The sequence below is a fragment of the Rhodococcus sp. NPDC057297 genome (genome assembly GCF_042667435.1).
Taxonomy (GTDB): Bacteria; Actinomycetota; Actinomycetes; order Mycobacteriales; family Mycobacteriaceae; genus Rhodococcoides.
In genome coordinates this window covers 262430-275005 of sequence record NZ_JBHUZE010000009.1, presented here as the reverse complement: position 1 = coordinate 275005, position 12576 = coordinate 262430, and the positions used below count along the sequence as shown (strand labels likewise).

Annotated in this window: 12 protein-coding genes and 1 pseudogene; 8 read left to right on the top strand and 5 right to left on the bottom strand. The window is 61.3% G+C overall.

What is annotated here, in order from left to right; translation table 11 throughout:
• Positions 1-230 precede the first annotated feature (230 nt).
• From ACFULT_RS23210 to ACFULT_RS23190, 5 genes are all read left to right on the top strand, one after another.
• Positions 231-560 (top strand): hypothetical protein, encoded by a 330-nt coding sequence (locus ACFULT_RS23210; protein WP_378482667.1) that lies wholly within the window; start codon positions 231-233, stop codon positions 558-560.
• A gap of 262 nt (positions 561-822) precedes the next feature.
• Positions 823-1623, top strand: coding sequence for a GAF and ANTAR domain-containing protein (locus ACFULT_RS23205; protein WP_378482666.1), 801 nt, complete (start codon positions 823-825; stop codon positions 1621-1623).
• A gap of 659 nt (positions 1624-2282) precedes the next feature.
• Positions 2283-2639 (top strand): hypothetical protein, encoded by a 357-nt coding sequence (locus ACFULT_RS23200; RefSeq protein ID WP_378482665.1) that lies wholly within the window; start codon positions 2283-2285, stop codon positions 2637-2639.
• A complete protein-coding gene (locus ACFULT_RS23195; RefSeq protein ID WP_378482664.1) occupies positions 2639-3250 on the top strand; it encodes a zeta toxin family protein in 612 nt (203 codons plus the stop codon). The genes ACFULT_RS23200 and ACFULT_RS23195 overlap by 1 nt, the downstream gene beginning before the upstream one ends.
• A 936-nt stretch (positions 3251-4186) precedes the next feature.
• On the top strand, positions 4187-5155 hold the full coding sequence (locus ACFULT_RS23190; RefSeq protein WP_378482663.1) for a thiamine-phosphate kinase: 969 nt from the start codon (positions 4187-4189) through the stop codon (positions 5153-5155).
• Between the two features lie 117 nt (positions 5156-5272).
• On the opposite strand, the gene ACFULT_RS23185 is transcribed toward ACFULT_RS23190, so the two are convergent.
• Together ACFULT_RS23185 and ACFULT_RS23180 are read right to left on the bottom strand one after the other, a co-directional pair.
• Positions 5273-5668, bottom strand: a complete 396-nt coding sequence (locus tag ACFULT_RS23185) for a hypothetical protein (RefSeq protein WP_378482662.1) — start codon at positions 5666-5668, stop codon at positions 5273-5275.
• A gap of 178 nt (positions 5669-5846) precedes the next feature.
• Positions 5847-6992, bottom strand: coding sequence for an isobutyryl-CoA dehydrogenase (locus ACFULT_RS23180; RefSeq protein WP_378482661.1), 1146 nt, complete (start codon positions 6990-6992; stop codon positions 5847-5849).
• Between the two features lie 439 nt (positions 6993-7431).
• Here ACFULT_RS23180 and ACFULT_RS23175 point away from each other — a divergent pair, with 439 nt between their 5' ends.
• The 3 genes from ACFULT_RS23175 to ACFULT_RS23165 all read left to right on the top strand — a co-directional run bounded on the left by ACFULT_RS23175 (position 7432) and on the right by ACFULT_RS23165 (position 11140).
• Positions 7432-8934, top strand: coding sequence for an aldehyde dehydrogenase family protein (locus tag ACFULT_RS23175; protein ID WP_378482660.1), 1503 nt, complete (start codon positions 7432-7434; stop codon positions 8932-8934).
• A 67-nt stretch (positions 8935-9001) separates the two neighbouring features.
• Positions 9002-10219 carry a CaiB/BaiF CoA transferase family protein gene (locus ACFULT_RS23170; RefSeq protein WP_378482659.1) on the top strand — a complete coding sequence of 406 codons (1218 nt, stop codon included), beginning with the start codon at positions 9002-9004 and terminating at the stop codon, positions 10217-10219.
• Positions 10220-10324: 105 nt separating this feature from the next.
• Entirely contained in the window at positions 10325-11140 is an 816-nt protein-coding gene (locus ACFULT_RS23165) for an ABC transporter ATP-binding protein (RefSeq protein ID WP_378482658.1), read from the top strand.
• Here ACFULT_RS23165 and ACFULT_RS23160 read toward each other — a convergent pair.
• The 3 genes and pseudogenes from ACFULT_RS23160 to ACFULT_RS23150 all read right to left on the bottom strand — a co-directional run bounded on the left by ACFULT_RS23160 (position 11120) and on the right by ACFULT_RS23150 (position 12470).
• Positions 11120-11860 (bottom strand): LysR substrate-binding domain-containing protein, encoded by a 741-nt coding sequence (locus tag ACFULT_RS23160; protein WP_378482678.1) that lies wholly within the window; start codon positions 11858-11860, stop codon positions 11120-11122. The genes ACFULT_RS23165 and ACFULT_RS23160 overlap by 21 nt on opposite strands.
• Before the next feature lie 15 nt (positions 11861-11875).
• A pseudogene (locus ACFULT_RS23155) lies at positions 11876-12100 on the bottom strand (LysR family transcriptional regulator); the annotation flags it as partial.
• Between the two features lie 148 nt (positions 12101-12248).
• Positions 12249-12470, bottom strand: coding sequence for a hypothetical protein (locus ACFULT_RS23150; protein ID WP_378482657.1), 222 nt, complete (start codon positions 12468-12470; stop codon positions 12249-12251).
• Positions 12471-12576: the final 106 nt, after the last annotated feature.

Genomic DNA, 12576 nt, shown 5'->3' with positions numbered 1-12576 from the left:
GAAGCGAAGCACAGCAACCACCTCCATCAACTCCAGATGCACCCGCCCCTGTAGCGGGCTGCTCTTGACTGTGCGATACAGAAATTAGCACTCTCACCATCCGAGTGCCAAGATGGTTGTGCACAATTTTTCGAAAAATTTTCGGGGCAGGTGCTGTCTCACGAGGACGGCCGATGATGCTGCGCAAGAACCGCATCGGGCAGCATGCGACACACGAAGGAGCACACGCAATGACGTTGACGGCCGACAGGAACAATCCCGAGGGAACCGCCGGCGGACCCGAGGATCGGCGGTGGTGGAACCGGCGGGCATTCGACCGCCGCGAGAACACCGACTCAGCGCTGATGATCGGCGCACTGTCGATCGTGTGCTTCTGGACCCCAGGTTTCGGAGTCGCGCTCGGCATCCTCGCTCTCGGCGCCGCGCTCTGGGCCGACCGCAGCCCGATCCTTTCGGGGCCTCCCGCCCCGCGGGCCGACGCTTTCCTCGCCTACGGCGCCGGCGCCCTCGGCATCATCCTGGGAATCGGATTCCTGACCATCGTCCTTCCGAACTGGTGACCGGTCGCGGCGGAGAAGATTCTGCGAGAACTGAGTGAACGAGTGCCGCTGCCGCGGCCTCTGACCTTGTTGGTTGCATCGCTCGCGCCTCGGTCAGGTCGACGCGCGGTGTGGTGTCGACCGGAGATGGTTCGGCGAACCGATCGAACAGGGGGGAATGTTCGCCGGTTCGGACGCTGGATCGCACTCGGGTGCCCGAAGCGGGTGATTCGGGCCGTAGGGTGAGCGGTACACGGCGTCGGCGCGCTGTTCACCGGTTCTCGTGGAGAAGGGGCGCGGGGCCTGGGTGTGTACGCCGCACGTGCCGAGGCCCACCTTCGACGGCTGGAGCTTTTTCGATGCACGACCACGAACCCGACGCCCCTGCAGTCCACGACCGGGACGCGCTCGAGCATGCGCTCGCGGTCGCCGCCCGCAGCTTCTTCCATCCCCGGAGCGTGGAGGAGACGTTCACCGCTGTGACCGAGTCGGTCACCGAGCTTATCGATGCCGCGACTGCGCCGACATACTCGTCGTCGCAGGCGCCAAAGCGTTCCAGTCGCACGCCGCGACCAGTGAACTGCCTCTTCGGCTCGACTCGCTGCAGGAACGACTCGGCGAAGGACCCTGCGTAGACGCCGCTCGCACCGAGGTGCTCGTCGCATCCGACGACCTCGCAACCGACCCCCGATGGCCACGATTCGGGCCCGCCGCGGTCGAGGCCGGGGAGCGCAGCGCGCTGTCCTTCCAGCTGTACACCAACGAGGACACGGTCGGAGCACTCAACGTGTTCGCCCTGACACCGAACGCGTTCGGTCCACGCGACATCGAGATCGGGGAAATATTGGCCACCCACGGAGCCGTCGCGGTGTACGCAGCGAACAAGAACAAGCAATTCGAATCCGCCCTCGCCTCACGTGATCTCATCGGCCAAGCGAAAGGCATGCTGATGGAACGCTACCGGATCGACGCAGCACAAGCGTTCGCGCTCATGTCCAAACTGTCCCAGGACTCCAACGTCCCGCTTGCCGCACTGGCAGCCGATATCGTCCGTCTCGGATGCGAAAGCTCCGGATCCCGATAGGGCCGTCGGCGCGACCGGTCGGGCACCGATCGCATTGCACTCGGTAGCCCAGGTCGGAGGTTTCAGCCTCCAGGCGAGATGGCAGTACCGCAGGCGGGTGCGGATGGGTCACGCTGTCCGCATTCCACGCGGGTCATCAAGAAGCGGTGCCATGCGGGAGCGTTCTCCCGCACGATCATCGTGCGGGAGAACGTCTTCCCGCCTCAGTGGCATGGCGGTAGCGAGTGGACGCGCAGCCGAGATCTGCAGCCAGCTGCGGTCGTGCTCGCGCCGGCGCCGCGACCCGAGTGCAGCGACGCCCCTCGGTGCCGGTTTCACGATCGAGCTGCCACAGCCTCATTGTCGCTTCGGCCCCGATACTGCTCGGTTGGCCGCGACCACCCACAGACGAGCGAGGGAGAGCGAGCGGTATGCCGCCGGGTCCTTTGCGGTGCCTCGATCGGTCAGGGTGTCGGGCGTTCAGATCGTGAACGCCATCTCGTGCACACCCCGCCCGCATGTTCGACCATACGTACGGTCGTACATATGGGCTTGTGTCTGTATAGCCTGCGGCTTCGCTTCCCACGGCCTGGTCGGCGGGGACGTCTGCAGCGATTTCCGGCCCGTGTCGAGGCCTCTTTGCACGTAGAATTGGGTGTAGCGCGGTGCTACAATCTGGTATGGTCAGGACCAGTCAGCCCACCCGATTGCCGGCGGATGTGTACGAGTCAGCAGCTGCTGCGACGCTCACCACTTCTCGGACGGTGCCGCAACAGATCGCGCACTGGGCGCGAATAGGGCGCGAACTCGAAATGTCGCCGCGTGTGAACCATCGCGCGATCAGTGAGGTCCTCGCTGGAACCGGGAACTACGACGACCTCGGGGAACACGAACAAGCACTTGTCCGTGAGGCATGGTCCGATCGCGCGGCATCTCTGCGCAGTCGACAGGACTACGCAGCCCAGTTCGCGGCGGCAGGGGAGTCCTACTCCGAAGTCGACGAGGACGGCAATCTGGTCGTGCACCCCGCGCACTGATGCCGCTGCTGCACCTACTGGCCGGGCCGAACGGCGCCGGAAAGTCAACGTACGCACGCGATGTGCTGATTCCGGTCACGGGCCTACCGTTCATCAACGCCGACGAGATCGCACTCGAACGATGGCCGGACGCACAGGTCGAACACGCATACGACGCTGCACAGATCGCCGAGGGCCGGCGCCGCGAAAACATCGCCCAGCGTCGCTCGTTCATCACCGAGACCGTGTTCTCGCACCCGAGCAAAGTTCAGCTGGTGTCCGACGCAGTCGACGCCGGCTACCTCGTTCACCTGCACATCGTCATCGTCCCGGTCGCACTGTCGATCCAGCGCGTCACCGAACGAGTTCGCCGCGGTGGCCACGCCGTACCGGAAGAGAAGATTCGGGACCGATACGAACGCCTGTGGACCCATCTCGATGCCGCGATCGACATCGCCGACGAAGTCGGGGTATTCGACAACGGTAGCGCACAGACACCGTTCCGGCCGTGCGCCCGTTACATCCACGGCACCCTCGTCGGACAAGCGAGCTGGCCGAAATGGGCACCCGCCGCACTCCGCGATCGTGCACACGCCGGGCGAGCCTCGCCATTGCCTGAACTCGACAAGTAAATCGATATCCGCTGTGCCCCAGCGACACACACTATTTCGTCACAGTGACGAAATAGTGTTCTTAGCTTGTGTCAGTACTGACAGGGATGAATGCAGGCTGTGGTCGAACATCGATGTCCTGATCGTTTCGTGGCCCATGGAGTTTGCAGGGAACGTGCAGTCGATGGACCCCGTCGCAGCAGTGGCACGAGCGAAACCGGCAAGTGGTGTCGTACATCCGGTCCGTCGGGCATATCTATATATCTTGACGTTAGTGGACGGCAGGCTTGGTCGCGGGTTGGAATGATTACTGCGTTTCGTCACTGGTGACGAAACGCAGTGTTGTCAGAGTCCAGGTTCGATTTGGCCGATCGGAACTGTGAGCAGGCGGCCTTGATCGGTGTGCTGCGCCGGGTCTGGGCGGATGTTCGATCCAGCGTGGGCCCGCTGGCGTGAACTCGCAGGTCCAGGCATGGCCCGCCTCGTGATCGACGGCGTAACGTGGTCGACCTCGAGTTGGCGAGTCTGCATGCTGCTGTTTAAACACGCACTGAATATGATGCAGCACAACGAATTCGGGCTTCAGGTTGTCATAACGTAAATTATCGGCAAATCTAAGTATGCTGAGTTACGTTGGCGCACAACGGTTATTTCTGATAATAGATATTACGTAAAGTAGTAGTTTTGTTATTCGCACTTTTGCGAACCCATCCAAATGGCACCCTCGGTGTAGGGTGCAACTACCGCACTACGCTCCATCGAGTGGCGGTTCAGGTTCTCGCTCGTCTCGGAGCAACGTATCGACAGCGACCATCTCGGTGTTGTGCGGTTCGTCAAAAACACTTCGTTGATCCGATTGCTAAGGTCAGCCAAGTAGCGAGAACAGAGCGGCGGGGCAAATCCGCTGAGCGAGCATCACCCGACGAATCATAGGGGCCAGTCATCAAAGAGCGTGGTTTGTCATGTGGCCAGACGGTTAGCGAAGTCGGCGAGTTTGGAGTCATTGAGCGGGCGACGCGGGATAGGAGACACCCAGCTCCTACGATTCTTGGTCCGGGTGATGACGCTGCGATTGTTGCTGCACCGCAGGGCTCGGTCGTCGTGTCCACGGATATGTTGGTGCAGGGTAGGCATTTTCGGTACGACTGGTCCAGTGCCGTCGACGTGGGTCGCAAAGCGATAGCGCAGAACGGTGCGGACATCGCAGCGATGGGCGCCCGGTGCACTGGTTTCCTCGTAGGGCTCGGATGTCCGCCCGACACACCCGTTTCCGTTGTCGACGAGTTGACCGACGGGTTCTGGCTCGAGGCCGAACGGGCGGGTGCGGGAGTGGTCGGGGGTGATGTAGTGCAAACGGAGATGCTCGTAATTTCCATTACGGCCCTTGGGGATCTCGATGGGCATGCACCGGTCCTTCGATCGGGTGCTGAATCTGGCGACGTAGTCGCGGTGGCAGGTCGGCTCGGATGGTCGGGTGCGGGTCTTGCTGTTCTCGCTGCCGGAATTGATGGCTACGACGGACTTGTCGCTGAACACAGGGTGCCAAGTGTGGACTACGCGCAAGGCCCTGTTGCCGCGCGTGCGGGCGCTACGTCGATGACGGATGTCTCCGACGGTTTGATTGCGGACCTCACACATATTTGTGAGGCATCCTCGGTCGCGATCGACATCGAGGCCGAGCGTCTTGTTGTCAGCGACGATCTCAAGGCTGCTGCAACAGAGCTCGGCGTTGCAGCACTCGGATGGGTGCTCGGCGGCGGAGAAGATCACGCGTTGGTCGGGACGTTCCGGGCCGGGTCGATGCTGCCCGACGGCTGGGTCATGATCGGCACCGTACGTGGGGGCTCGGGGGTCACCGTCGACGATCACGCATACGGCGGAAGCGGTGGTTGGTCTAGCTTCTCGACGGGCGTCCCGACGGTGTAGCCCGGGGGTCTGGCGAAGTATTTCCGCTATCGAACCCATCCGCCACTACTGGCGCGGGCGCGATCACAACACCTGAGGCGACTTGTGCGGTCCTCGTCAGCAGCAGAGGCATCCCTGTCAAAGGCGCTGAGTCGGCGATCCGGGGATACTGCCCCCTGAACGGGTGATAGCGGGGTCGAACCGAAACACCTCCAGTTGAAAGCCCACCGGTCGTTCCGAACACAGAGTTGACAGTGACGAACTCAATGCGCCGTGGAGTCCATCAATAATTTTGGTCAGGGTCGCGTCATCGCGGCCTCCGGCGACCTTGACTCGAACGTGCACGTATCCGTTTTCACCGCCGAAGACGTCCTCCGCGACGCGCGAATTCTCGACCGCGGTCGCGAATGTCCTGATGCCCCATTGCGGGAATATGTCCATTTGTTGCGCCGTGGAATGCAGGGCGTCTACAACATCTTGCACGTTCAGATGCCCCTCGAGGTTGGACGTGTATTCGATGGCTATATGTGGCACTGATTATTTCCTCCGATAGGCGGGACTACTCTAGGTACCTATTTCTGGGGTTGTCGTGGGGTGCCGACTCTTCGAACCTCTCGCCGACTGCTCGTGGTGCGCATCGTGGACGCGGCCTTAGAACGTGGCGGCTGGTCGAGGAATGGTGCTGGTATGAAGTCGGTTCAGACAGCCCACGTCACTCGACGCCTTGGCTCGTCATGGCGCGAGCCACGACGACTCGCATGATCTCGTTGGCTCCTTCGAGGATCTGGTGCACGCGAAGATCGCGGACGATCTTCTCCACACCGTACTCCGCAAGATACCCGTAACCACCGAGAAGCTGCAGGGCATCGTTGGCGACCTGGAAGCCTGTGTCGGTGGCGAATCGCTTTGCCATCGCGCACAGTTCGACCTTGTCCGGCACATCGTTCTGCAGACCGTCCGCGGCACGCCACAGCATTGTCCGTGCTGCTTCGAGTTCGGTCTTCATGTCCGCCAACCGGAATTGCAGTGCCTGCTGATCGAGCAACCTGGAGCCGAACGCCTTGCGCTCGAGCAGATACGAGACTGCCTTGTCGAGCGCGCTTTGTGCGCCGCCGATCGAGCACGCCGCGATGTTGAGCCGGCCACCGTTGAGGCCGTTCATTGCAATCCTGAAACCCTGGCCCTCACCGCCGAGCACATTCGCGGCCGGAACCCGGACGTCCTCGAAGATGACCTGACGCGTCGGCTGCGCATTCCAGCCCATCTTCTTCTCGTTGGCACCGAACGACAGACCCGCCGAATCCTTCGGCACGACAATCGCCGTGATGCCCTTCGGGCCCGGGTCTCCGGTACGGACCATCACGACATAGACGTCGGATGTGCCTGCGCCGGAGATAAATTGCTTCACACCGTTCAGTACGTACTCGTCGCCGTCGCGAACAGCCCTGGTGGACAAGGCCGCTGCGTCGGAACCCGCGCCGGGTTCGGTGAGGCAGTAACTGCCCAGCTGATCCATCGAGCACAGCCCCGGAACCCACTGGCGACGCTGCTCGTCGGTGCCGTAGGTGTCGATCATCCACGTCACCATGTTGTGGATCGAGATGTACGCCGCGATGGACGGATCACCCGTCGCGAGCTGCTCGAAGATACGCACCGAATCGAGGCGCGTCAGGCCGGATCCGCCGACGTCCTCGCCCACGTAGATCCCGCCCATCCCCAGACCCGCCGCTTTGCGCAGCACGTCCACCGGGAAGTGCTTGGCCTGGTCCCATTCCACCGCATTGGGGGCCAAGAATTCGTCCGCGAAATCTCTGGCCGTCTCGTTGATGGCCTTCTCGTCCTCGGTCAATGTGAACATCGATCACTTCCGTCTTCATTCTGGTTTCGAAGGCTCTAAATCCCTTGCTGTTTCGGATTCACGTCGAATGAGTTCACGGAGCGACAGCCGGGATGGGCTAATTGATTGGACGTACTATAATCGAACGCCCACTTATCTGTCCACCTTCAGGTTCGGGCAGGTCGATGGTTTTCACCCATGCCTAGGTGAACGCGGAGCGGGTGTACTGAGACGCCAACGCGTTTCGAGCGCAACTTCGAGCCGAAGTGCCACGGTGCGCAGCCTGGTCGCGAAGTCCACTGCGCATTTTTGCGCCCCCCGGTTGCAGGGATGGTGCTTGATCGCCCACTGGGTGGGCGAGCAGGGTGGGGTTCAGCCAATAATCCGCCCGGGCTGGGCTGCCGGACGCCTGGGATCGACGACTGTCGAATATCGGTCGATACGTTAGGAAGTGCTTGTCGTGACCTCTACTCAGGCTTCGCCCCAGCAGTTGGATATACCTGCCGCGAAGGACTATCCGATGTTCGTCGATGGGGAGTGGGCTGAAGCAGTAGGAGGCGGGTGGAGCGAGGTAACGACTCCGGCCTTGCGGGGACATTTGATCGCTCGGGTCCCGAGTTCGACGACAGAGGATGTCGATCGCGCCGTGAACGCTGCGCGACGTGCATTCAGACCCTGGCGATCACAACATTTCACTGCCCGGCAGCGGGCGCTGGGGAAGATCGCAGAAGCAATCGAAGCGCGTTCAGAAGAACTCGCGCGCCTAACTGCCTTGGACACCGGCAATGCGCTTCGCACACAGGCTCGGCCGGAAGTCACAACCCTGGTCAACCTTTTCCGCTTTTTCTCCGGAGTTGCGGGCGAAATCAAGGGCACAGTGCTCCCTGCAGGCGACGATCAGCTTCAGTATTCGCGGCAAGAACCGCTGGGTGTGGTGGGTTGCATTCTGCCTTGGAATTCGCCGTTGATGATCGCGGGATTCAAGATCCCAGCCGCTCTTGTCGCCGGAAACACAGTAGTAGTCAAGGCAGCCGAAGCAGCGCCGCTCAGTGTCTTGCTCTTGGCGGAAATCTGCGCCGAATTTCTTCCTGCCGGGACGCTGAACATTGTCACAGGTCGAGGTTCAGTCGTCGGAGAGGCTCTTGTCAACCACCCCGGTGTAGACAAGGTGTCGTTCACCGGATCGACGGAAGTTGGCCGGCACGTCGCCCGCGAGGCCGGCGGTCGCTTGGCTCACGTTTCGCTCGAACTCGGTGGCAAGAATCCCTCGATCGTTTTCCCCGACGTCGACGTGGACGAAGCGTTCATTGACAATCTCCTTCTCTCCACCCGGGTTCACAGGCAAGGACAAAGCTGCACTGCGGGATCACGATTGTTTCTGCATCGCGATATCTACGATGAGGTACTCGACAAACTCGTAACGACTTTGGCCGCACTCGAAGTGGGCAATCCCCTCTCGGAAACGTCCGACATCGGTGCGATCATCAACGACAAGCAGTTCTCTTCCGTCTGCAATTTCCTCGAAGACGGCTTGAGCTCATCCAAGGTGACAGCTGTCCTCGACGGCTCACCCAAAGATGGCACGAACACCGATGGCTACTACATGGGTCCCACAGTCTTCTCCGGAGCGGACAATTCGTGGAGGCTCTCGCGCGAAGAAATCTTCGGACCCGCACTCGTGGCCATCCCCTGGTCCGATCAATCGGATGTCATCGACATGGCCAACGACTCGCACTACGGTCTCGCCGCCTATGTGTGGACCCACAACCTGGACCAGGCCTTGTCCACCGCCCACGCCCTGGAGACCGGATGGGTTCAGGTCAATCAAGGCGGCGGCCAGATGGTGGGACAGTCCTACGGGGGCTACAAGCAGAGCGGAATCGGTCGAGAAGTGTCCTTGGAAGGCATGATCGCCGGCTTCACCCAGACGAAACAGATCAACGTCAAACTCCGCACTCCGTAACACCGCGCGACTTCAATTCAGCCGAAGTGCCTGCGTATTCGACACCTTTTGAAGAACGGGAACGACAATGACCGAGGGACCTTTGCAGGATGTGCTCGTGCTCGACCTCTCGCGTGCACTTGCCGGACCTATCGCCGCGATGATGATGGGTGATCTCGGCGCCCGGGTGATCAAGGTGGAGGCCCCCCGAACAGGTGACGATTCGCGGACGTGGGGTCCGCCGTTCGTCGGTCCGGAGGACGATCGGCAGTCGTCCTACTTCATGTCGGCCAACCGAAACAAAGAGTCGATCGTGTTGGACCTGAAGAGCGAGCACGGACGGCAGGCACTCACTCGACTCATCGAACGCGCGGACGTCCTCATCGAAAACCTGCGTCCTGGTGCATTCGACAGGCTCGGGTTCTCGCCGCTCGTTTTGCAAGAACTCAATCCTCGACTCATCACACTGTCCATCACCGGGTTCGGGCACGACGGACCGGAAGGCTCACGCGCCGGGTACGACCAAATCGCTCAGGGCGAAGCAGGGTTGATGGCGCTCACGGGCGATCCCGACGGCGGGCCTACCCGACTCGGCGTACCGATCGCCGATGTCCTGGCCGGCGTACACGGCGCCACAGGGGTGTGTGCGGCTCTGGCTGGGAGGGAAAAGACGGGCCGGGGAACGGTCGTCCGTACGTCGCTGCTCGCTGCAGCTGTCAGTGCTCACACTTTCCAAGGCACGAAATGGACGGTCGGCGAACAGGTAGCGGAACGCAGCGGAAATCAGCATCCTCAAATCGCACCCTACGGAACCTTCCGATGTTCGGACGGATACGTACAGGTTGCTGTCGGCAGCGAATCGATCTGGAAAAAGTTCGCACCCACCGTCGGCCTGAACGCCGAGGATCCTCGATTCACGCTGAACATCGACCGCGTAGCCCACCGTCCACAGCTCATCGAAGCAATCGAAGACCACTACGCAGATCGAACCCGCGCAGAGATACTGGACACGCTGGAGACCGCGGGAGTCCCTGCCGGCTCGATCAGAACGATCGACGAGGTGTACCAATGGGAGCAGACCCTCAGCCAGGGTTTGCTGGTGGATGTCGAGCACTCGGTTGTCGGGCCGGTGCAGCTGCCGGGTCCATCTCTGCGAATGGAGACACCGGACGGGCGGTCGGTGGTTCGGTCAAGCCATCAGGCGCCGCCTACTCTCGGACAACATACAAACGACATCTTGTCGTGGATCGGTTTGGACGCTGAGAAATCCCGAACGGCAGACCGCAGAATCGCGAGCCGCGCATGACCTTGGTTCCAGCTTGTCCGGAACTGAAGCCCGACGAGAGAACCATCTCCACTCGGCACGTCCGACCTGGCCCGGCGCCGAGTAGACCACTGCCCGGAGTGCCCTATGAGACCTGAGTTCGCTGTAGATGTCGTCGACGTCGACGTGGTGCGATCCCAGCGACGTCTTCTCACATCGATGAACCTGCAGATCGAGGTCGGTGAGCAATGGGTGGTGCTCGGGCCCAACGGCGCCGGTAAGTCGACATTGTTGAAGTTACTGGGAGCTCACATCCATCCCACCTGCGGCTCGGTTCGAGTGCTCGGTCACCAGCTGGGACGAGTCGACATGCGACAGCTCCGAACTCTGATAGGCCACGTCGATCCCCGGCATACCCCAGAACCTTTCTTGACCGCCGCGGACATTGTGCGGACGGGCCTGACCAACACCGCGCACCTGATGGAACGCCAACCGCCTTCCGACACTGTTCGGCGCCGGGTCGGCGAACTGTTGGCGCTCATCGGTATGGGTGAACGCACCGACCTGCGGTGGGCCACGATGTCGCAGGGAGAACGCACCCGCACCCTGGTTGCTCGTGCCTTGATGACCCAGCCGAGCCTGTTGTTACTCGATGAACCGTCGACCGGTCTCGACGTCGCCGCGCGGGAGGAACTGCTGAGAGTTCTTGGCGAACTTCAACTGGAAATGCCCTCTCTGTCCACTCTTCTGGTCACTCACCATTTCGAAGAGATACCGGACAGAGCCAGCCATGCACTACTACTACGGAACGGCCGCACGATCTCTCGCGGGCCGATCGACGAAGCACTGTCCTCCGAGCTCGTATCCCAGTGTTTCGGACACCCGTTGCACGTCGAGCAGCATGGAGGCCGTTGGTCGGTCCGGTCGCACCGTTCGGTCTCGTCAACTGCCCTGCACCAGTGATCGATCGTTCCGACCTGGCGGGTGAGGCACCAGTTCAGTACTGCGCCGGCCGACTTCCTCGTGAATGGCGTTGCGTACTGCCTGAACAGCTGGATTGGTCAAGCTCTCGCGACGCGTGGCAAGCGAGAATGAAAGACGGACATCGATGTGTTCGCTCAACACTCTCCGAAGGTCCTCGTGCTGACCAGCCAGGAACGCAGGGAGCAGCCCAATTCCGCCACCTGCGCGGGTAGCTGCAACATGAGCGAAGATATTGGTGGATGTGAATTTCGCAGTCACGCCGGGGAGATGACGGCCCAAGTCCAGATCGCCTACTTGCAACAAGGAGTCGACGAACGAGATCACCGGATGTGCTCGCAGTTCCTCCATGGATCGTGGAGCACCGTAATCTCTCACGTAACTGTCGCTGGCGTACAAACCCATCGAGTATGGACACACTGGCTCGGTGACCAGCCTGGTGCTGACCGGCGTTCCCACCGCGATAGCAAGGTCGAATCCGGATTGGAACACATTCAATTGCCTTGTCGCAGTAATGAGTTCGATAGTCAAATGAGGATGTTTCAACCGCAATTTTGCTAAAGCAGGAGCTACGAAAGCTGAGCCGAACCCGTCGGGAGCGGCGACCCTCAGCGTTCCTCGCAGCGGGTGCTCGTTCATACCCATCGCAACGTCTGCCGATTCCTGGACAGCTACTTCGACCAGCCTTGCCTTCTCGGCCACCGCTCGCCCTGTGTCGGTCAACTCCCACCCGTCAGCGCTGCGTTGAAGCAGCCGAACTCCGAGCGCCTTCTCCAGCGCCCTTACTCTGCGAGTAACCGTAGTGTGGTCGACTCCCAAATCTGCCGCCGCGGAGCGGCGTCGACCACTTCGGGCTATTGCCAACAGGTATCGCAGGTCATCGGAACGAATGCTGCGAACGTCGATCGGCGACCGGCTGTGCCCAGCGGTGGGCGCGGGCATCACCTCGGGCGACGGGTGCGGCTTCGTCATGGCGCAGCACTGGCCCACTCAGGGCTGTCGCTGATCTTCACACTGCGGTGTGGGTTGCGCTTCGACACACGTTCGATACGAGACGGTGTTTCGGCACGTTTTTCGAAACGAGGCGACATCAGTCATCACGCTCGATTTCCTTCGACGTACGCGGCCACGCTGCGATACACACGTGAACGAGGGATCCGATCGCCAAAGACGCGACGATCGACGTACTGAGCGGAGCATCGAAGACAACAGTGCAGATGAAGGTGTAGACACCCAACAGAAGCACGAATCGCAGTACCGAAGCGTCCGCCAGATTGGATGTGGTGGCCGTTCGCCGCCTGTGCCCGCTCACCGTCGAACTTCCCGCGTCGAGCCTGGCCGGCGAGGCAGAACACCAGTTGTGGGGGCTGTATCCGACAGTGGGTCGGTCAACGCTTCCACTCTCGCTGGGCAGGTCT